Source organism: Serratia nevei (assembly GCF_037948395.1).
Lineage (GTDB): Bacteria > Pseudomonadota > Gammaproteobacteria > Enterobacterales > Enterobacteriaceae > Serratia > Serratia nevei.
The window spans coordinates 3,220,474-3,240,177 of sequence record NZ_CP149940.1 but is presented as its reverse complement, the minus strand read 5'-3'; the positions used below and the strand labels follow the sequence as shown (position 1 = coordinate 3,240,177).

23 protein-coding genes are annotated in these 19,704 nt (G+C 60.2%); 8 read left to right on the top strand and 15 right to left on the bottom strand.

The features are described 5' to 3' along the window. Positions 1-2: 2 nt before the first annotated feature. From paaG to paaA, 7 genes are read right to left on the bottom strand one after another with little or no spacing between them, the layout of a single operon-like run. Entirely contained in the window at positions 3-794 is a 792-nt protein-coding gene (gene paaG / locus V8N38_RS15600; protein WP_060439665.1) for a 2-(1,2-epoxy-1,2-dihydrophenyl)acetyl-CoA isomerase PaaG, read from the bottom strand. 3 nt (positions 795-797) lie between these two features. After that, positions 798-1,571 (bottom strand): 2,3-dehydroadipyl-CoA hydratase PaaF, encoded by a 774-nt coding sequence (gene paaF, locus V8N38_RS15595; RefSeq protein WP_060439667.1) that lies wholly within the window; start codon positions 1,569-1,571, stop codon positions 798-800. 8 nt (positions 1,572-1,579) lie between these two features. After that, positions 1,580-2,638: a 1,2-phenylacetyl-CoA epoxidase subunit PaaE gene (paaE, locus tag V8N38_RS15590; protein WP_060420583.1), complete on the bottom strand. Its 1,059-nt coding sequence runs from the start codon at positions 2,636-2,638 to the stop codon at positions 1,580-1,582. Positions 2,639-2,651: 13 nt separating this feature from the next. Then, a complete protein-coding gene (gene paaD, locus V8N38_RS15585) occupies positions 2,652-3,149 on the bottom strand; it encodes a 1,2-phenylacetyl-CoA epoxidase subunit PaaD (RefSeq protein WP_033653577.1) in 498 nt (165 codons plus the stop codon). A gap of 9 nt (positions 3,150-3,158) precedes the next feature. Further along, on the bottom strand, positions 3,159-3,917 hold the full coding sequence (gene paaC / locus V8N38_RS15580) for a 1,2-phenylacetyl-CoA epoxidase subunit PaaC (RefSeq protein WP_147839783.1): 759 nt from the start codon (positions 3,915-3,917) through the stop codon (positions 3,159-3,161). An 8-nt stretch (positions 3,918-3,925) separates the two neighbouring features. Beyond that, positions 3,926-4,213 (bottom strand): 1,2-phenylacetyl-CoA epoxidase subunit PaaB, encoded by a 288-nt coding sequence (paaB, locus tag V8N38_RS15575; RefSeq protein WP_004935173.1) that lies wholly within the window; start codon positions 4,211-4,213, stop codon positions 3,926-3,928. 21 nt (positions 4,214-4,234) lie between these two features. Beyond that, positions 4,235-5,173 carry a 1,2-phenylacetyl-CoA epoxidase subunit PaaA gene (gene paaA, locus V8N38_RS15570; RefSeq protein ID WP_033647856.1) on the bottom strand — a complete coding sequence of 313 codons (939 nt, stop codon included), beginning with the start codon at positions 5,171-5,173 and terminating at the stop codon, positions 4,235-4,237. A 317-nt stretch (positions 5,174-5,490) separates the two neighbouring features. On the opposite strand from paaA, the gene paaZ reads away from it, so the two are divergent. Further along, positions 5,491-7,557, top strand: coding sequence for a phenylacetic acid degradation bifunctional protein PaaZ (gene paaZ, locus V8N38_RS15565; RefSeq protein ID WP_147839784.1), 2,067 nt, complete (start codon positions 5,491-5,493; stop codon positions 7,555-7,557). A 43-nt stretch (positions 7,558-7,600) separates the two neighbouring features. Here paaZ and V8N38_RS15560 read toward each other — a convergent pair whose 3' ends face one another. Continuing rightward, on the bottom strand, positions 7,601-8,494 hold the full coding sequence (locus V8N38_RS15560; RefSeq protein WP_060420598.1) for a Kdo hydroxylase family protein: 894 nt from the start codon (positions 8,492-8,494) through the stop codon (positions 7,601-7,603). A gap of 494 nt (positions 8,495-8,988) precedes the next feature. Beyond that, positions 8,989-10,542 (bottom strand): sensor domain-containing diguanylate cyclase, encoded by a 1,554-nt coding sequence (locus tag V8N38_RS15555; RefSeq protein ID WP_147839785.1) that lies wholly within the window; start codon positions 10,540-10,542, stop codon positions 8,989-8,991. Between the two features lie 161 nt (positions 10,543-10,703). On the opposite strand from V8N38_RS15555, the gene V8N38_RS15550 reads away from it, so the two are divergent. Continuing rightward, positions 10,704-10,898 (top strand): hypothetical protein, encoded by a 195-nt coding sequence (locus V8N38_RS15550; protein WP_060420604.1) that lies wholly within the window; start codon positions 10,704-10,706, stop codon positions 10,896-10,898. Between the two features lie 15 nt (positions 10,899-10,913). On the opposite strand, the gene V8N38_RS15545 is transcribed toward V8N38_RS15550, so the two are convergent. After that, positions 10,914-11,333 (bottom strand): VOC family protein, encoded by a 420-nt coding sequence (locus V8N38_RS15545; RefSeq protein WP_047730371.1) that lies wholly within the window; start codon positions 11,331-11,333, stop codon positions 10,914-10,916. Between the two features lie 177 nt (positions 11,334-11,510). Next, positions 11,511-12,431, bottom strand: a complete 921-nt coding sequence (locus tag V8N38_RS15540) for a Kdo(2)-lipid IV(A) acyltransferase (RefSeq protein ID WP_100395612.1) — start codon at positions 12,429-12,431, stop codon at positions 11,511-11,513. A gap of 627 nt (positions 12,432-13,058) precedes the next feature. Here V8N38_RS15540 and V8N38_RS15535 point away from each other — a divergent pair. The 3 genes from V8N38_RS15535 (at position 13,059) to V8N38_RS15525 (ending at position 14,007) form a co-directional block, all read left to right on the top strand. Next, positions 13,059-13,256 (top strand): DUF883 family protein, encoded by a 198-nt coding sequence (locus V8N38_RS15535; RefSeq protein ID WP_147839786.1) that lies wholly within the window; start codon positions 13,059-13,061, stop codon positions 13,254-13,256. 14 nt (positions 13,257-13,270) lie between these two features. Next, positions 13,271-13,519, top strand: a complete 249-nt coding sequence (locus tag V8N38_RS15530; protein WP_019453501.1) for a GlsB/YeaQ/YmgE family stress response membrane protein — start codon at positions 13,271-13,273, stop codon at positions 13,517-13,519. A gap of 95 nt (positions 13,520-13,614) precedes the next feature. Further along, a complete protein-coding gene (locus tag V8N38_RS15525; protein WP_049201337.1) occupies positions 13,615-14,007 on the top strand; it encodes a YidB family protein in 393 nt (130 codons plus the stop codon). Positions 14,008-14,010: 3 nt separating this feature from the next. Here the strand turns inward: V8N38_RS15525 and V8N38_RS15520 are convergent, their stop codons facing one another. Next, a complete protein-coding gene (locus V8N38_RS15520; protein WP_060439675.1) occupies positions 14,011-14,943 on the bottom strand; it encodes a LysR family transcriptional regulator in 933 nt (310 codons plus the stop codon). Between the two features lie 110 nt (positions 14,944-15,053). On the opposite strand from V8N38_RS15520, the gene V8N38_RS15515 reads away from it, so the two are divergent. Beyond that, positions 15,054-16,106, top strand: coding sequence for an SDR family oxidoreductase (locus V8N38_RS15515; protein WP_070914608.1), 1,053 nt, complete (start codon positions 15,054-15,056; stop codon positions 16,104-16,106). A gap of 44 nt (positions 16,107-16,150) precedes the next feature. On the opposite strand, the gene V8N38_RS15510 is transcribed toward V8N38_RS15515, so the two are convergent. From V8N38_RS15510 to V8N38_RS15500, 3 genes are all read right to left on the bottom strand, one after another. After that, positions 16,151-17,158: an NAD(P)H-quinone oxidoreductase gene (locus tag V8N38_RS15510; protein ID WP_087763106.1), complete on the bottom strand. Its 1,008-nt coding sequence runs from the start codon at positions 17,156-17,158 to the stop codon at positions 16,151-16,153. Positions 17,159-17,312: 154 nt separating this feature from the next. After that, positions 17,313-17,522 (bottom strand): hypothetical protein, encoded by a 210-nt coding sequence (locus V8N38_RS15505; RefSeq protein WP_004935132.1) that lies wholly within the window; start codon positions 17,520-17,522, stop codon positions 17,313-17,315. Positions 17,523-18,031: 509 nt separating this feature from the next. Next, the gene (locus V8N38_RS15500; RefSeq protein WP_060420619.1) at positions 18,032-18,409 is read right to left on the bottom strand and encodes a hypothetical protein; all 378 of its coding nucleotides are present in this window, start codon (positions 18,407-18,409) and stop codon (positions 18,032-18,034) included. Positions 18,410-18,787: 378 nt separating this feature from the next. On the opposite strand from V8N38_RS15500, the gene cspE reads away from it, so the two are divergent. Together cspE and dsrB are read left to right on the top strand one after the other, a co-directional pair. Continuing rightward, on the top strand, positions 18,788-19,000 hold the full coding sequence (cspE, locus tag V8N38_RS15495; RefSeq protein WP_049201327.1) for a transcription antiterminator/RNA stability regulator CspE: 213 nt from the start codon (positions 18,788-18,790) through the stop codon (positions 18,998-19,000). Between the two features lie 320 nt (positions 19,001-19,320). Continuing rightward, complete coding sequence (gene dsrB / locus V8N38_RS15490) at positions 19,321-19,521, top strand: protein DsrB (protein ID WP_038877309.1); 201 nt, start codon at positions 19,321-19,323, stop codon at positions 19,519-19,521. The last annotated feature ends 183 nt before the right edge of the window (positions 19,522-19,704 follow it).

The window sequence follows — 19,704 nt, the reverse complement described above, 5'->3', positions numbered from 1 at the left end:
GGCTATTTCCCGCTGAAGTTTGGCGTGCGTTTGGCAAAGAACGCGCTGACGCCTTCGCGATAGTCGTCGCTGCGGCCGCCCAGGCGCTGCAGATCGCGCTCCAGATCGAGCTGCTGATCGAGGCTGTTGGTGGCCGAGCTGTAGAGGGCTTTCTTGATCAGCCCCAGACCGTAGGTCGGCTGGGTGGCCAGATGGCGCGCCAGCGTTTGCGTGCGGTCGGCCAATTCATCCGCCGGCACTACCTGCCAGATCATGCCCCACGCCAGCGCCTGTTGGGCGCTGATTTTGTCACCCAGCATGGCCATGCCCATCGCGCGGGCGTGGCCGGCCAGCCGCGGCAGGAGCCAGCTGCCGCCGGAGTCAGGCACCAGCCCCAGACGGCAGAAAGACTGAATGAAGCTGGCATTGTCGGCGGCGATGACGATATCGCACGCCAGGGCCAGCGCGGCGCCGGCGCCGGCCGCCACGCCGTTGACCGCGCACACCACCGGCTTCGGCAGGGCGGTCAGGCGACGGATCAGGGGGTTGTAGAAACGTTCGACCGACAGGCCGAGATCCGGCGCCTGTTGATCGGCGCTGACGTTGCGATCGTTGAGATCCTGCCCGGCGCAGAAACCGCGCCCGGCGCCGGCGATCAGCAGGCAGCGCACGCTGTCGTCGCGCTCGGCTTGCGTCAGCGCTTCACTCAGCTGGCGATGCATCTCGTCGTTAAAGCTGTTGAGCCGATCCGGCCGGTTAAGGGTCAGCGTCAACACGCCGGCGTCGAGATGGCTGAGAATCAATGCGTTATCCATAAATCAGCGCCCCTGATAGTTTGGCGTACGTTTTTCGAAAAAGGCGGCGATGCCTTCGCGGCGATCGTCGGTGGCGGCCAGGGTGACGAACTGCTGACGCTCCATCGTCAGCCCCTGGCTAAGGCCGATTTCCTCGGCCTGTTTCAGCGCCTGTTTGGCGGCGCGCAGCGCCAGCGGCGCCTGACGGCTGATGCGATCGGCAATCTGCTGCGTGCGTTCCAGCGTCAGGGCATCGACGCACACTTCGCTGATAAGGCCGGCCTGCAACGCGGTGCAGGCGTCGATGGGCTCGCCGGTCAGCACCATCTGGCTGGCGCGCGACTTGCCGACGCAGCGGATCAGACGCTGGGTGCCCCCGGCGCCCGGCATCAGGCCGAGGGTGATCTCCGGCAGGCCGAAGCGGGCGCTTTCGCCGCCGATGACGATGTCGCAGGCCAGCGCCAGCTCGCAGCCGGCGCCCAGGGCATAACCGTTCACCGCCGCCAGCAGGGGCTTGCTGAACTGCGCCAGCCGCTGCCACAGCTGCGGACGGCGATCCGCCAGCGCGGCCGGCAGATCCTGCTGTTGCAGTTCGCGCAGATCGGCGCCGGCGGCGAAGAAGCGCGCCGCACCGGCGATCACTACGGCGCCCACGCCGCTGTCGGCGTCGGCCTGCTCCAGGCGAGCAACCAGCTGTTCCAGGCACGGCGTGCTCAGGGCGTTGCGCGCCTCCGGGCGATGCAGCGTCAGCGTGACCACGCGGTGCTGCTGCTGATGCAAAATAAAGGGGGTGTCCATCGCGGCTCCTAGACGTCGAAGTCCAATACCACGCCGTCGCCTTTCGGCCACGACTGGCAGCTCAATACGTAGCCTGCCGCCAGCTGATCCGGCTCCAGGCTGTAGTTGACGCCCATCTCCACCTGGCCGGCCTTCAGACGGCATTTGCAGGTGGCGCATACGCCGCCTTTGCAGGCGTAGGGCAGGTCGGCGCCCTGGCGCAGCGCGGCGTCGAGAATGCTGTCGTCCTGTTCGCCGACCTCGATATCCAACCGGCGGCCGTCGAGCAGGATCGCCACCCGGGTGGCGTTGCGATCGCCGCTGCTTCGCGGGCGGACGACCAGGCCGCTGGTGTTGAAGCGTTCGCTGTGGATGTGGTTGGCCGGGACGCCGGCCTGTTCCAGCACGGTTTGTGCGTCGTCCATCATCGATTCCGGCCCGCAGATAAAGGCGTGGTCATAGTCGCGGAAATCCAGCAGCGCGCCGCCGATCGCCGTCAGGCGTTCACGGTCGATGCGGCCGCTGAGCAGCGGGCTGTCGAGACTTTCCTGGCTGAACAGATACAGCTGCTGAAAACGCTGCGGGTAGCGGTTTTTCAGATCCGACAGCGCCTCTTTGAACATCATCGAACGGCTGTTGCGGTTGCCGTAGATCAGGGTGAAGCTGCTGCCCGGTTCGAGCAGCAGCGTCGCCTTGATGATCGACAGCATCGGCGTGATGCCTGAGCCGGCGGCGATCGCCAGGTAGTTGCCGTGGCGCTCTGCCTGCGGCTGGTAGCCGAAGCGCCCCTGAGGCACCATCACCTCCAGCGCGTCGCCGACCTTCAGCATGCGGTTGACGAAGCCGGAGAAGCGCCCCTGGTCAATCGCCTTCACGCCGATCTGCAGCAGGCCTTCCTGCGGCGAACTGCAGATGGAGTAGCAACGCCGCAGCTCTTCGCCGTTGACCAACGCCTTGAGCGTCAGGTGCTGGCCGGGGGTATAGCGGTATTGGTTTTGCAGCTCTTCGGGCACCCGCAGGGTGATGGCTACGGCGTCCGGCGTTTCGCGCTCGATGGCGGCGACGTTCAGGCGATGAAAGACCGTCATGGTGTCAGCGCTCCTATATGCATTTGAAATAATCGAACGGTTCCCGGCAGTCGCAGCAGCGGTACAGCGCTTTACAGGCGGTGGAGCCGAACTCGCTGATCTTCTCGCTGTGGGTGCTGCCGCAGCGCGGGCAGGCTACCGGGCCGTGGGCGTGCGGCCGATCGCAGGTGTGCCCCTGCGGGGGCGCTACGCCGTATTGCCGCAGCCGCTCGCGGGCGTCGGCGTTCATCCAGTCGGTGGTCCAGGCCGGGCTGAGGCGAATGTCCACCTGCACCGGGCTGAAGCCGGCGGCCGCCAGCCGCTGCTCGATGGCGTTGAGCAAAAATTCGGTGGCCGGGCAGCCGGAATAGGTTGGGGTGAAGGTCACGCGCCAGCCCGCGCCGTCGCGCGCTACGTCGCGCACCATGCCCAAATCGGTGATCGACAGCACCGGCAGTTCGGGATCGCTGATCTGCTGCAGGCAGTGCCAAATCTGCGGGATTTCGGCGGGTTGCAAACGGGTGACGTTCATCGTGGCCTCCTACCATTGACCGTTTGGATAGGCGCGCTGCAGGAACTGCATTTCCGCCAGCAGCGGGCCGAGGTGTTCGCTGTGCCGGCCTTGCTTGCCGCCGTGCCGGAACGCCTGCTCGGCAGGCAGCGCCAGCGTCGCCTGGCGCAGCGTCTCTTCCACCTGCGCTTGCCAGGGGGCCTGCAGTTCGCGCGGATCGACGGCGATGCCTTGTTCTGCCAGTTCCAGCTCCAGCGCGTCGGCGTGGAACAGCTCGGCGGTGAACCGCCACAGGTTATCCAGCGATTGCTGGATCTTGCGGTGGCTGACGTCGGTGCCGTCAGCCAGGCGGATCATCCAGCCGTGGCTGAAGCGCAGGTGATAATCGGCCTCCTTCAACGATTTGGCGGCGATGGCGGCGATCTGCACATCGAGGCTGCGGCTCAGCGCCTGGTGCAGCTGTACGTGGTAGGCATCGAGCAGGAACTGACGCACCAGCGTGTCGTTGAAACCGCCGTTCGGCTGCTCCGCCAACAGCAGGTTATGAAACTGGCGCTCGTCGCGGCCGAAGGCCAGGCTGTCTTCGCTGCAGGGCGGGCCGGCCAGTTCGGCGGCGTAACCCAGAAAGTTGCGCGCCTGGCCGAGCAGATCGAGCCCGATGTTGGCCAACGCCAGATCGATTTCCAGCTCGGGCGCGTGGCCGCACCAGGCGCACAGGCGCTGGGCGAGGATCAGAGGCGTGTCGCCCTGGCGGAGCAAATAGCTGATGCGCGGATCGTTAACCGTCATGGTCGCCTCTACATGTTCTTGATGCCGTCGGGAATGGTGTAAAACGTCGGATGACGGTAGATCTTATCTTCGGACGGATCGAAGAACGCGCCGCGATCTTCCGGCTGCGAGGCGATCAGATGGCGCGACTGCACCACCCAGATCGAGCAGCCTTCGTTGCGGCGCGTATAGGCGTCGCGGGCATTTTCCAGCGCCATTTGGTCGTCGGCGGCGTGCAGGCTGCCGACGTGGCGATGCGCCAGCCCTTGTTTGCTGCGGATAAACACTTCATACAGCGGCCATTCAACGTGGCTCATGATCTCGTTTCCTTATGTTGGCTATGCGGCGGAGGCGGCGTTTTTCGCGGCGTGGGCCATGGCGCCGTCGCGTACCCAGGCGCCGTCTTCCCAGGCGCGGCGTTTGGCCTGCAGGCGTTCGTGGTTGCATTGGCCGCGCCCTTTGATCACCTCATGCAGTTCGCTCCAGTCGATCTCGCCGAAGCGATAGTGGCCGGCGGCCTCGTCCCAGGTAAGGCTCGGGTCCGGCGCCGTCATGCCCAGCGCCTCAAGCTGCGGCACGGTGTTGTCGACGAATTTCTGCCGCAGCTCATCGTTGCTGTGGCGTTTGATTTTCCACGCCATGCTCTGGGCGCTGTGGGGGGAGTCGGCGTCGCTCGGGCCGAACATCATCAGCACCGGCCACCAGAAGCGATCGATAGCGTCCTGCAACATGGCGCGCTGCGTGTCGCTGCCGTTGGCCATCGCCATCACCGCCTCGTAGCCCTGGCGTTGGTGGAAGCTTTCCTCTTTGCAGATTTTCACCATCGCCCGCGCATAGGGGCCGTAGGACGCGCGGCACAGCGCCACCTGGTTGACGATGGCGGCGCCGTCGACCAGCCAGCCGATCACGCCGATATCCGCCCAGTTGAGCGTGGGGTAATTGAAGATAGAGGAGTACTTCATCTTGCCGTCGAGCATCTTTTGGTAGATGTCCTGGCGCGAACAGCCGAGGGTCTCGGCGGCGCTGTAGAGGTACAGACCGTGGCCGGCTTCGTCCTGCACCTTGGCCAGCAGCACCGCCTTGCGGCGCAGCGTGGGGGCGCGCGTCAGCCAGTTGGCTTCCGGCAGCATGCCGATGACTTCCGAGTGGGCGTGTTGGCCAATCTGCCGAATCAGGTTCTGACGGTAGGCGTCCGGCATCCAGTCTTTGGCCTCAATGGCGATGTCCGCCGCGATCTTGTCGTCGAAATGCTGCTGATACTGTGCGTCAGTTGTCATGCTTGCCTCTTGGTGATTCGTATTTTTCACATTAAACATAAAAATGTGAATCACTTTAACTAACCATAAGGCTACAAACTGATAACAAAAAGATCAAACGTAATTCATGTGGTTTTGCGAGGTTAATCACAAGGTGATTTGTTATTTTGTTGATTTTATTTGATAAATAAAGTGATTAATTCCTTGTTTATGGCAGGTCAAATGCCCTGAAAGCGCCTTTTGTTTTCTTTTTGTTAAAATTTGGTTTGGCGCGGACTGGTATTTATGTGATACGTAATTAAGCTATAGGATGAAAATTTATGAATTTCGGAGGGCACATGCAGCAGTTACACAGTTATCTTTCTGGCGCCTGGGTGTACGGGCAGGGAGAGGGGCGCGAGATCCGCCACGCCGTGACCGGCGAGGCGCTGTACCAGGTTTGCTCCGACGGCCTGCCGTTGGCGGCGAGCCTGAGCTATGCGCGCAGCCACGGCGGCCCGGCGCTGGCGAACATGACATTCCAGCAGCGCGCCCAGATGCTGAAAGCGGTGGCGAAACACCTGTTGGCGCACAAAGAGGCGCTGTATCAGATTTCCTATCAAACCGGCGCGACGCGCAGCGACGGCTGGGTTGATATTGAGGGCGGTATCGCCACGCTGTTCGCCTATGCCGGCATGGCCGGCCGCGATCTGCCGGACGATACCCTGTGGCCGGAAGACGAGCTGATCCCATTGTCGAAACAGGCGCAGTTCGCCGCCCGCCACGTGCTGACCTCGCGCTCCGGTGTGGCGCTGCACATCAACGCCTTCAACTTCCCGTGCTGGGGCATGCTGGAAAAACTGGCGCCGACCTGGCTGGCGGGCATGCCGGCCATTATCAAGCCGGCCACCGCTACCGCGCAGCTGACGCAGGCGATGGTCAGGCTGATCGTCGACAGCGGGCTGGTGCCGGAAGGGGCGCTGCAGCTGGTTTGCGGCGGCGTCGGCGACATGTTTGCGCACCTGGATTACCAGGATGCGGTGACTTTCACCGGTTCGGCGCAGACCGGACAGCGGCTGCGGGCACACCCGCGCCTGCTGGAGAAATCGATCGCGTTCACCATGGAGGCGGATTCGCTCAACTGCTGCGTGCTGGCGGAAGACGTGACGCCGGAGATGCCCGAGTTTGCGCTGTTCATCAAAGAAGTGTGCCGTGAAATGACCGCCAAGGCGGGGCAGAAATGCACCGCGATCCGCCGCATCATCGTGCCGGCGGCACAGGTGGCGGCTGTGCGTCAGGCCTTGTTGCAGCGCCTGGCGGGGGTGACGGTAGGCGACCCGCAGCTGGAGCAGGTGCGCATGGGGGCGTTGGTCAGCCACGAGCAGCGTGATGATGTGCAAAGCAAGGTGGATTTCCTGCTGCGCAACGGCTGCGAACCGCTCTGTGGCGCGGCGCTGGATAAGCTGGAGGTTCTGGGCGACGGTGTGCGCGGCGGGGCGTTTTATCCGCCAACCCTGCTGTATTGCGCCGATCCGCTCACCCATCAGGCGGTGCACGGCACTGAGGCCTTCGGCCCGGTGGCGACGCTGATGCCGTATGCGGATACCGAGCAGGCGATCGCGTTGGCGTTGCTGGGGCAGGGCAGCCTGGCGGGATCGCTGGTGACTGCCGATCCGGCATTGGCCAAGCGCTTCATTCGCGCGGCGGCCTGCGCCCACGGCCGCATGTTGATTTTGGATGAGCAGGCGGCGGCGGAGTCCACCGGCCACGGTTCGCCGTTGCCGATGCTGGTGCACGGCGGCCCGGGGCGCGCCGGCGGCGGTGAAGAGCTGGGCGGGCTGCGCGCGGTGAAGCACTATATGCAGCGCACGGCGATCCAGGGCAGCCCGGCGATGCTGGCGGCCATCGGCGGCGAATGGGTGCGCGGCGCGCCGGTCGTCGAGCATCCGGTGCATCCGTTCCGGAAATACTTCGAGCAGCTGCAGCTGGGCGACAGCCTGTTGACCGCGCGCCGCACCGTGACCGAAGCGGATATCGTCAACTTCGCCTGCCTGAGCGGCGACCATTTCTACGCGCACATGGACAAGATCGGCGCCGCCGACTCGCTGTTCGGCGAACGGGTGGCGCACGGTTACTTTGTGGTGTCCGCCGCGGCCGGGCTGTTTGTTGACGCCGCCGTCGGGCCGGTGATCGCCAACTACGGCATGGAGAATCTGCGCTTTATCGAGCCGGTGAAGATCGGCGATACCATTCAGGTGCGGTTGACCTGCAAAAAGAAAATCCGCAAGCCGCAGAAAACCGCCGAAGATCGCCCGCACGGCGTAGTGGTGTGGGATGTGCAGGTGTTGAATCAGGAACAGCAGCCGGTGGCGCTGTACAGCATTCTGACGCTGGTGGCGCGCCAACAGGGGGATTTCGAGGCGTGATGCGCGTTTGCCGCCGCCGTTAACGCCGACGGCGGCAAATCAGTCAGATCAACGGCTGGCCGCGCAGCTGTTCCAACACTTTCAGCGGTGAACGTTGCGGATCCTGCATTTTATTCACCGGCAGCAGGAAGGTCTGTTCCAGCATAAACTGGCCGCCCATCGCGGCGTGCGGCGTTTGGTCCGAGAAGCAAATCCAGCTGCTGCCCGGCGGGAACGCCAGCGCCAGCTGTGGGCCACGCTGCTGATAATCGCCATCGGCCTTCATGGCGTCATGCAACTGCAGCATCAGGTGGTCATAATGGCTGCGGCGGGTTTTGGTGATGCGCACCTGGTGCTGCAGCCAGCTGCTTAACGCAGAATAGCGGGCCAGACGCGGCATAAAGCGTTCAGCCAGCTCAGGGAACGGCTCGCCGACCCGCCATTGGCGATGTTCACCGTGCGGATTGATGTTGGTGAAAATGCGCAGAATGCGTTCGCCGTAGTTCGGGCGCGACGGGAAAGCGTCGACGTGCAGCCGGCTGTCGTCTTTGCGCCAGGAGCTATTGGCGCGCCAGGCGGAGACCGGATGCAAACGCAGGCTGCCGGTTGGGTGGTGCAGCGCCTCCTGATACTCGGGCAACAGCCCGGCGATCAGCTGACGGCACGACTGGTAATAGCGCTCCAGCAGTTGCTGAACCTGCTGCCGGCGTTCCGCGACGGCGACGCCGGTCAGCTTGCCGGACAGCGGCTGATAGCTGATGTTCTTGCGCTTCGGATCGACCAACGCCGGATCCAGCAGCGGCATTTCCTGCTCAGACAGGGTGAAGGCCAGCTCGGGCAGAAACAGCACCTTGCCCTGTTCCAGTTCGCTGACCGCGCTGGAGGCTTCTTGCGCCGCCCATTGTCGCAACGGCAGCGTCAGAACGGCCCGTTCACGCGTAATATCGCCAGTAGGCATGAGATCTCCTTGCAAATCTATATCGCTTTATTCCCGTCTTTCAGGTTGCCGCGTGGTTGGCTGCACTGGCTTGCGCAGTGGCTGGCTGGAGCGGCGCCAGAAATTTTTGCGCCGGTCGCCCAATTGCAACGTGAAATTTGCGGGTTCTATTATGGATGTATCAGCAGGGCGCAGTGCGCCGAAGCGTGCGATGGCTTCCTGATATAGAGAATAGTCCTGATAAGAGTATCACCGGCAACGCCAATAAATAGTAAACGGGGGCTAAACGGGGCCTGGCGTAGGCACGAATAATCAAAAATGGCACGAATGGGTTGTTGAATGGCGCAATTCTTATCTTATTGAATTATATTGTAAATTAATATCCTGCTTATTTATTGGCGTTATTTCATTCAGAGAGCGGGGCGAGTCGGTGAAATAATGTTGCGGAGGGAAACTATTTCATTTTTGCCGGGTGAATAAATCGGGCCGCCAAATTTTGGTGACCCGATGATTGCTTAAGCGCCGTAAATGCAGTTTTTGCCTTTTTTCTTGGCCTGATACAGCGCGCTGTCCGCCTCATTGATAAAGCTGATCGGCGTATCGTTGTACATATGCGGCACTTTGGCGCAGATGCCGATGCTGATGGTGACCATGCCGTGCGGGTTGCCCTGATGCGGAATTTTCAGATCGCGCACCGCCTGGATGACGCGTTCGGCGAAAATCAGCGCACCCTGCACGTCGGTATCCGGCAGGATAATCCCCATCTCTTCGCCGCCGTAGCGCGCCAGAATGTCGTTGCTGCGGCACGCCAGCCCCTTCAGCGTTTGGCCGATTTGCTGCAGGCACTGGTCGCCGGCGACGTGGCCATAGCTGTCGTTGTACTGCTTGAAGTAGTCGATATCCAGCATCAGCAGCGCCACGCTGCGGTAATTGCGCGAAGCCCGCGCCAGCTCGTTCTTCAGCGCGATATCAAACTGGCGGCGATTGGCCAGACCGGTCAGGCCGTCCAGCAGCGCCAACTCTTCGAGCATCTGGTTGATGCTGGTCAGCTGATCGCGGGTGCGCATCAGCTCGGCTTCGGTTTGCATGCTGTGCTTGATTTGCCGCAGCAGCACCATGCCCATCGCCAACAGGATCATCAGCAGAGAGAGGCCGCCGGCGGCAAACAGGCCGGCGTCGGTGCGCCAGTCCGCCAGCGCGTCGCGCTTCGACAGCCCGGCGGCGATCACCAGCGGAAAGCGATTGACCCGCGAATAGCCGTAGATGCGCTCCACTTTGTCGTACAGCGAGGTGATGGTGGCGTTGCCGAACTCCGAATGCGGTAAAATTTCGCTGAACAACACGCCCTTGGCGATGTTTTTACCGATCGAGGCCGCTGAGTAAGGGCGACGGTAAAGGATGGTGCCGTCCGCCAGCAGCAGGTTCAACGAGGCGTCGGTGTTGAGGGCGAAGCTGTCGTAAAACTGGCGGAAATAATCGACGTACAGCGTCGCCAGCACCACGCCGCCAAAGCTGCCATCCGGGTTGTTGAAGCGCCGTGATACGGGGATGATCAGATCGCCGCTAGTGCGGCTGCGGATCACCTTGCCGATGTACAGACCGCCGCCGTCGCGGTTTTGATGGTATTTGAAGTAATCACGATCGGCGTTGTTGGCGTTCTTGATGAACTTGCCCGAGGAGGTCGCCAGCCAGCGGCCGCGCGCATCGTAGATAAACAGCCCATGCAGCTGCGGCAGATTGCCGACCTGCGTCTGCATGACGCGCTGCAGCCGCGTCAGCTGCGATGGGCCCAGCCCGTCGTTCTGGAGACGTTCGGTCAGATCGAGCAGATTGCCGTCCACCTGCATGAAGGTATCGTCGGCGTGCTGCGCCAGGGAGCGGGCGAGGTTGGCGGATTCATGCTCGGCGCTGCGCAGATCGCGCTGGTGCGCGTTCCAGATTTGCCAGCTGTTAAAGAGGATCAGCGTGGCGGCAACGATGATGACAAACACGCCGGCCTGAAATAATAATGGGGAGCTTTTAACGCTGCGCGGCGGCACGGCATCCTGTATGGGTTGCTGCTGAGTCATGTCACCCTTGTGGTTTGATTACTATTCAATTTGAGTTAAGAGCAATCCTATATTTTATGCATAAATGCGCCAGACCTCTAGCCCTTAACGAGGCGATACGGAGAAAGGCATGCCGCAATCTGCCTCTGCGGCGGTGCGGACAAGACGGAGTGGGAGAGTCAATGTCGGATTACATCATTATCGCTTTACTGACGCTGGCGGTGTATTACCCCCTTACGCTGGGGGCGCTGGCGGTGATGATGTTCTTTGCCTGGCGTCGGCGCCGGTCGCCCTATTGGCGGTTGGGGTTGGTGCTGTTGACGCTGCTGTTCGTGCTGTTCGCCAAGGCGGCGTATGACTGGCACCGCTATAGCTAGCGGCGCCATGGCGGGTTATTCGACGTTGATCATCCAGTTGACGCCAAATTTATCGGTCAGCATGCCGAAGCCTTTGGCCCAAAAGGTGGCTTGGTAAGGCATCGTCACCTGGCCGCCCTGCGCCAGATTATCGAACAGCTTGCGCCCTTGCTCCGCATCGCTGGGGTTCAGCGACAGCGAGAAGCCTTTATGGGAAGCGCCGCCGCTGTCGTCCTGCGGGCAGCCGTCGGAGGCCATCAGCACGCCGTCGCCGATCAGCAGGCGCGCATGCATGATCGCCTCCGGGTTGACGTCCTGTGGCCCGCCTTGCCGAGCCTCTTCGGGCATATCTTTGTAACGCATGACCATTTCAATTTTGGCATTCAACTGCTGCACGTAGAAGTTAATCGCTTGCTCACAGTTACCGCTGAAAAACAGATAGGGTTGTACCAGCATGACATTGACCTCGGTTGTGGCCCGACAGGCAACGACCGGCCCACGGGCAGGAAGAAATGGTTGCTGGCGGCAATGATTGCCGTCGGTGACTTATTAGTGTAGTTCCCTTGGCGAAGAATGCTTGTGCGAGGCGAGCGCGCCTTCGCCAGCGGTGTGGCGGGCGAAGGCGCGAGGGCGTTAATACAGCGAAGGTTCGCCGGGCGGACGGGTTTTAAACCGGCGGTGCAGCCACATGTACTGATCGGGTGCCAGCAGCACCTGTTCTTCCACCACGCGGTTCATCATGGTCGCCGCGCGCGTTTCATCGTCCAGCGGGAAGTCCTTCAGCGGCGGCTGTACGATCAGCTCATAGCCCTGCGCATGCGGCAGCCGGCGCGGCACGAAAGGCACGATCGACGGCCGCCCCATGCGCGCCAGGATAAAGGTACCGGTTGTCGTGGCGGCGTTTTCAACGGCGAAGAACGGCGCGAACACGCTGCTTTGCGGACCGTAATCGTGATCCGGCGCGTACCACAGGATTTCCCCCTGTTTCAGGTTGCGGATCATGCCTTTGATATCTTTACGATCGATCATGAACTTATTCGAGCGCAGCCGGCCGCGGGTCTGGACCCACTCCATCAGCTTGTTGTTATGCGGGCGATGCACGCCGATACCGGGATTTTGCATGCCGAAAATGCGCGCGCCCAGTTCCAGCGTCAGGAAATGCAGGCCGATCAGCAGAACGCCTTTGCCGTCCTGGCGTGCCAGCTGCATGTTTTCCATGCCGCTCACCTTGAACCAGCGGGCGATGCGCCAGTCGGGCCAGAACCAGGCCATGCCGACTTCGAACAGGCCCATGCCGACGGACTCAAAATTTTTGACGATCAGCGCCTCGCGCTCGGCGGCGGGCATTGCGGGGAAGCAGAGTGCTAAATTGCGGCGCGCTATTTTTACCCGGCGTTTCATCAGGCGCATGGCTATTCTTCCAAGGCCGTGTCCAAGCCGATATATGAGCGGGTAGGGCAGTAACACCAAGAGATAGAGCATTCCTAGCCCTATCCACAGCAACCAATAACGAGGGCGCAAGAATTCGCGCTCAAAGCGTTGGTTTGAAAGCATTTTTCCTGTTCTTCCTTTTCTTTCCCAATGGGACCTTAACCCAAATTGTTATACGGCGAATGATAGAACATTTGGTGCTAAATAGGGTTTTCCATTAATGCTTTTTTTTGCGCTTTATTTAGCAACGCACGGATAACGGGGCAAGTTAGGATTTTTACCGAGGAAAAGGAGGATATTTACCGCTATTTCAACCGGCTGACGCAATTGAAAAATAAAGACACAATTAAGCGCATCGCAAAAGTGACAACCGCTATGTAACCTTAAAGAAACAGTAACGCGGCGGAACCGTCCCAAACGGCGGCCAGCGCGTACAGCAGTGCGAGAATCAGGATGAACGGGGCATTGAACATGGGCGTTTCCTCCCGGAGATTTGTTTAAAGTTTAGTCTGTCGAGATGACAGCAGGATGAAATTAGATCGTTTTTTGTACGGTGAAATTCAGACGGACGGAAATGGGTAAACCGCTGATTTTTTACTATAGTCATAGTGTGAAGTTGTGCGTTTGTCGCCGTACGCCCTGCATTGAGCGGCAGCGGGCAGATTGCCCGGAGCAAGATCGCGGGGCGGGCGGTGCCGGGCGTGAAACATGTGACGCAATTCTCAGAGGATTGGTCTGTAAGGATTTGACATGTCATATGAAAATGACGATCTAAACGGTGTTGAGCAACCGAGCGACTACGTGAAAACCACCGCCTGCGAAGTGCGCAGCGGTGTAAAAGCGGCGCTCGAGCAATCATGTGGCTGCATCAAGGATAATCCTTGGGCGGGGATAGGCGCCGGCGCCGTCGTGGGCCTGGTAATAGGATTTCTGTTAGGCAAAAGGTAATAGGGAGAGTAAAGATGGGCATCATTTCCTGGATCATTTTTGGTTTAATCGCCGGTATCCTGGCCAAATGGATTATGCCGGGCAAAGACGGCGGCGGGTTTATTATGACCGTGGTACTGGGGGTCGTGGGCGCCGTGGTCGGCGGCTATATCAGCACCTTCTTCGGTATGGGTCGCGTTGACGGCTTTAACCTGGGCAGCTTTGTGGTGGCGGTAATCGGTGCCCTGGTGGTGCTTTTTGTCTACAGGAAGATCAAAGGCTAAGCAGCCGTTGCTCAACAGGGTCGCCGCGGCGGCCCTTTTTCGTGAAATCAATCCGGCGGTGCGGCGCGGGCCGTATCGGCTGAAAGGGGAATATCATGGGTCTGTTCGATAGCGTATTGGGTAACATTCTGGGCGGCGGCGCCAACGGTGGCAAAGGCATCGATTACATCGCCATTATGCAGTGGGTTGAGCAACAAGGTGGCCTGCAGGCCATTTTGGACAAGTTTCGTCAGGGGCAGTTCGGCGATATCGTCGGCTCCTGGCTCGGCAATGGCGAAAACCAACCGATTACCGGCGATCACGTACAGCAGGCGTTGGGTAGCGATGCGATTAATCAGCTGGCTGAAAAGCTGGGTGTCGATCCGGCTCAGGCCTCCAGCACCATTGCACAGTTCTTGCCAACGGTCGCGGATGCCGCTTCGCCAAATGGCGAAGTGCAGCAAGACAGCAACGAACTGGGCGACATGGTCGGCAAACTGTTCAAATAAGGCTTATGCTCCCGGCGTCTGGCCGGGGGCATTCACTCCGCTAATTCCCTCGATCGCCGTCAACGCCTGTTGCAGATGCGCCACCCAGGCGCGCACTTTCTCCGGAATAAATCGTAATGCGGGATAGACCGCGTGCAGCGCCATGGGCGGATAGCGGTATTCCGGCAATACGGGCACCAGCGCCCCTGTCGCCAGCTGCTCGCCGATCAGCGGCCGCTGAGCGCCGCCGATACCAAGCCCCGCCTCGATGGCCGTCAGCAGCGATAGCGTATTGTTGGCGCGGAACGTGGGCCGCAGCGCCACTATCTCGGGGCCGTGCGGGCCGATCAGGGTGAGCGTATCCCCGTCGTTCAATCCGCTGTAGCGAATGTGCGCATGTTTTGCCAGCTCCGCCGGCGAGCGTGGCGCGCCATGCTCTGCCAGATACGCCGGTGACGCTACCAGCAGGCGTTGCAGTTCGCCCAGCCGTTTCGCCACCATGCCGGGCGCGTGCAGTTCGCCGAAGCGTAGCGCCACGTCGATGCCTTCGCCGATCACGTCGGCGCGACGATCGTCCAGCAGCAGCTCGATGGTGAGGTCCGGATGGCGCTGCTGGAAAGCGATGGCCAGCGGCGTGACGTGCCGCTGGCCGAATCCGGTCGGTGCGTGAAGGCGCAGGTTGCCCTGCAGCCGGTGGCGCTGGCCGTGCAGCGCCTCTTCCGCTTCGTCGACCGCCGCCAGAATCGCTTTGAGGCGTTGATAATAACCGCTGCCGGCCTCGGTCAGGGAGACTGCCCGGGTGCTGCGAAACAGCAGCTGCGCCCCCAGCTCCTGCTCCAGACCGGCGATTTGCTGACTGACCGCCGGCTGCGTCAAGCGCAGATCGCGAGCGGCGGCCGACAGGCTGCCCAGCTCCGCCACCCGCACAAAGGTTTTCATTGCGTTCAGCTTGTCCATGTCGATCTTGTCTATAGATTTTTCTTATAAGTGTTAGTGGAAAGCCTCTTCTACCGCAAGTATCACTAATCAATAACACTCAGGGTATCGACAACCCGAGGAGTGACAAGATGAACGCAAAGCGACAGGCGTTAGTGATCGGCGCCAATGGCGTAATAGGGCGCCGATTGATTGAGGAGCTGACCGGCCAGGGCTGGCAAGTGGTGGGCGTCTCGCGCCGGGGTGGGGAACCGGCGCCTGGTGTGCGCCACCTGCAGGTGGACCTGCTGGATGCGGAGGCAACGCGCGACGCGCTGCGGCCGCTGAGCGCGATTAGCCACGTCTTCTATGCCGCCTATCAGGATGCGCCGGATTGGGCGGGCCTGGTGGCGCCCAATCTGCAGATGTTGCAACACGTCGTCGAGGGGCTGGAGCCGATCGCGCCGGCGCTGGAGCATATCAGCCTGATGCAGGGCTACAAGGTGTATGGCGCCCATTTGGGGCCGTTTAAAACACCGGCGCGCGAAAGCGACGCCGGGCATATGCCGCCGGAGTTTAACGTGGCGCAACAGCAGTATCTGACGCAGCGTCAGGCCGGCAAACGTTGGCACTGGAGCGCCATTCGCCCGAGCGTGGTGGGGGGCTTCTCCCTCGGCAATCCGATGAACCTGGCGTTAAGCATCGCGGTTTACGCGTCGATCAGTAAAGCGCTTGGGCTGCCGTTGCGTTTCCCCGGCAAACCGGGCGCTTACCACAGCCTGCTGGAAATGACCGATGCCGGGCTGTTGGCGCGCGCCACGCTCTGGGCGGCGACCGAACCGGCGGCGGCCAATCAGGCGTTTAATATCAACAATGGCGATCTGTTTCGCTGGAGCGAGATGTGGCCAAAAATCGCCGCTTACTTCGGGCTGGAATGCGCGCCGCCGCTGCCGATGCCGTTGGAGAGCATGATGGCGGACAAAGCGATGCTGTGGCGAGAGTTGGTGCAACGGCACCAATTGACCGAACCGGACTATCGCGCGGTGGCCGGCTGGCGTTTCGCCGACTTCGTCTTTTCCTGGGACTATGACATGTTCGCGGACGGCAGCAAGGCGCGGCGTTTCGGTTTCGATCAGTTTGTCGAAACCGAAGCCATGTTTTTCTCGCTGTTCGATGAGTTCCGCCGCCGCGGCATCATTCCCTGAGCGCGGCATCGGTTTACCCGCAGCGCAGGCTGCGGGGAACGGTTTCAGAACGTCAACATGATCTTGCCGATGTGCTCGCTGGACTCCATCAGCGCATGCGCGGCGGCGGCCTGCTCGAGCGGGAAGGTTCTAAAAATTTGCGGCTTCAGCACGCCGCGCTCCAGCAGCGGCCAAACCTTCTCGTGCAGATCGGCGGCAATCTGCGCTTTGTCCGCGACGCTGCGTGAGCGCAGCGTTGAACCGGTATGGGTCAGGCGTTTCAACAGCAGCGGCATCAGATTGAGCTCTTTTACCACGCCATTTTGCGTGCCGATTTGTACGATGCGGCCTTCCATCGCCGCGGCCTGATAGTTCTTGGCCACATAGTCGCCGGCGATCAGATCGACGATCACATCGGCGCCTTTGCCGTCGGTGGCGTCTTTGGTGCGTGCGACAAAATCTTCGCTGCGGTAGTTAATCGCCACGTCGGCGCCCAGCGCCAGGCTGGCCTGGCGCTTCTCTTCGGAGCCAACGGTGGTGATCACCTGCGCGCAGAAGGCTTTTGCCAGCATGGTGGCGACCGTGCCGATGCCGGAGGTGCCACCGTGGATCAACACGGTTTCGCCGGCTTTGAGGTGGCCGCGCTGGAACACGTTGACCCAGACGGTAAAGAAGGTTTCCGGCAGCGCGGCGGCCTCGGTCAGGCTCAGGCCCGCCGGCACCGGCAGCGCATTGCTTTCATGCACGGTGCAGTATTCGGCATAGCCGCCGCCGGCGATGAGGGCGCAAACCCGATCGCCGAGCGCGAAGTGGGTCACGCCTTCACCGATGGCGACGACTTCGCCGGCGATTTCCAGGCCGGGGATATCCGAAGCGCCGGGCGGTGGCGCATAGTTCCCCTGACGCTGCAGCACGTCGGGGCGGTTAACGCCGGCGGCGGCGATTTTCACCAGGAGTTCGCCCGCTTGCGGGACGGGCACCGGGCGTTCGGTGACGACCAGAACCTCGGGAGCACCCGGTTGGCTGATCTCAATGGCTTTCATCGTGCCGGGCTGCGCTGCATTTGTTGACATGCTCATTCTCCTCATCGTGGCGGACGTGGTTATCCAGGCGGAACGCCCGCAATAAAGTCTGCTGTTAGCTTAGCGAAATCGAATGAGGTGCGCGTGGTCGAATAGAGCGGTTTTGTGAGGAAGGGAGGACGCCGCCGCGATGGGCGGCTGGATATCAATCGTTAGGGGGGATGCGGAACCCTTTTAACGAGACGATAAAGTGTTCTTTCCCTTTGGAGATCTTGGCGCCTTTATCGCACCACAGGCTGGCAAGCTGGAAGAAGTCATCGCTGCCGATATCGTAGGCCAGTTCGATTTTCTTGGCTGTGCCGGCGCGGATGAGCTTTTCTGCTTCCTGATGGTTTGCAGCTTTAATTATGGTCATGGGCGAAATCCTTGGTGTTAAGCCAGAGCGGATAATCGCGAATCATCATATGGCCATAGTGTGACATTTTTGTGATGAAAACATGACGGTCCACGAAGGCGCGGCGTGCGGCGTGCCGCGCCTTCGCGGTGTAAACACGTTATCGATTACCGATCGTGTGGGCGAACGAATGTACTTTTCTTCTGAGATTTGAAGTGTTTATAGAGCGAATAGCCCGCAATGCCGGCCAAGGCAGCCAAGAGGGCAAGGGATCCTGTGGCCATGAACATCACCTCCGAATAAGAATGGCAAGGAGGCGTATTTGTGACATTCATCACTTTACGGGGCAATGAGAGCAATCTGTAATCGGGAAACGGGCATGAGGGAGGAGCAAAAAAAAGCGCCTATAGGGAGGCGCATAAAGATTTGCAACACAGCTTGTTGTGTTCAACACCAGGAGGAGTGGTGAACTGGCGCTATTTTATGCAGCGGTGAGGGCGGCTGATATAGGTATTACTCCGAAAGCGCCGCTACCACTCATAGCCCAACTGAATGTTGTAATCGGGATCCTGATTGGTGGAGTAAGGATCGGATTGGCGGCGGCGATCGGTTTTCTTCACCGGGCCTTCATAGGCGGGATAAGGTTTGGCGCGCGGCTTGCTGCAGCCTGGATGATCGCATTCGATATCGACGCGAAAACCGTTCTTGTCGCGTGCCTCTGCCCAGGTAATCGGCGGTTTCGCCGCCTTGGGGGTCGGCCCCGGCGGAGCCACCGGTTTTGGGGGCGGGGAAACGCTGGGCTCTGGGGGCTGATAATTCAGCTCCAGCGCGCCCAGCGGGGCGCTGCAAGCGGCAAAGGCCAGCAGGGCGGTAACGCTGGCGGCCGGTAATGTGAGCCATCTCGGCATGGTGAATCTCCCTGAATGATTTCTTTGTGCAACTATAAAACAGCGTAACGATAATTACTATCATTTGTCTTGACCGGTAAGGAGAAGACGCGCGGCGATAGCGTCGACAAACAGGGTCAAATCCTGTGCGTTTAGCCGAGGTAAACGGCACGACGAGGCGAAAAGAGTTGCTATTGCCGCCCGCTCGTGAGTTAATGCTTACCGGCCTGTGGTACAGACCTATTTATGCACGACATTTTGAGTAAAGTAGTTCAAATTAAAAGCGTTATCCCGGATAGCCCTTCTCTGACGAATTTCCTTTCCAGTGCCTCCATAAGTAACTGATGACCGGCTATATCGCCCATAGCGGCTTACATTTATTATTGAAGGAAGATAGACATGTCTAACCTGATCAAAGGTCAAGTGAAGTGGTTCAACGAAGCTAAAGGTTTTGGTTTCATCACCCCAGCAGACGGCAGCAAAGATGTATTCGTACACTTCTCTGCTATCCAGGATCAAGGCTTCAAGACCCTGGCTGAAGGCCAGAACGTACAGTTCTCTATCGAGAACGGTGCGAAAGGTCCATCTGCGGCTAACGTTACCGCTATCTAATTGGCGTCTACCGCTGATTGAAAAAAACCCGCTGCGGCGGGTTTTTTTATGCCTGCAATTCGGCGGTGCGCAAAAAAAAGCCCGCAAGTCTGCGGGCAAAAGTTCCTTGTTACTTCTTCATTTGCGAGCGCTTCTCTGGGGGGGAAACGCCTGAAGACAGGCTACGCGAGGCCGGCTTAAGATTCTGCGGCCAAACCGTTAAGAAAGTGAAAATCCGGGCGGCGGCTACGCTGAGAGCGAGGCCGGATTGGTGCGGGGCGGTGTCCTTCCCCCTGGGTTTTGTCATACACTGATGCCAATCGCAAATGATGGGGAACGGTATGCAGGTTAACGATCGAGTGACGGTAAAAACAGACGGCGGCCCGCGGCGCGAGGGCGTCATTCTGGCCGTAGAGGTATTCAACGAAGGGACTATGTATCTGGTTTCTCTTGAAGACTATCCGGCGGGCGTATGGTTTTTTAATGAAATCGACAGCCGTGACGGGACGTTTGTGGAGCCATGTCGCGAGCATGGGCAGTAACGTCGGTTAATCTCATTAATTTGCTAATGAAATTGTCCATTTTGAGATTATTTCATTACGGTAAGATTTTTTTTATCGCCGGCAAAAAAATACCCGCTGCGCTAGCGGGGGGATAGCGCAGCAGGTATTCTTTTGGTGGTTCCAGTATCCGATATCCCGGTGACTTTATCCCCGGATATTTAA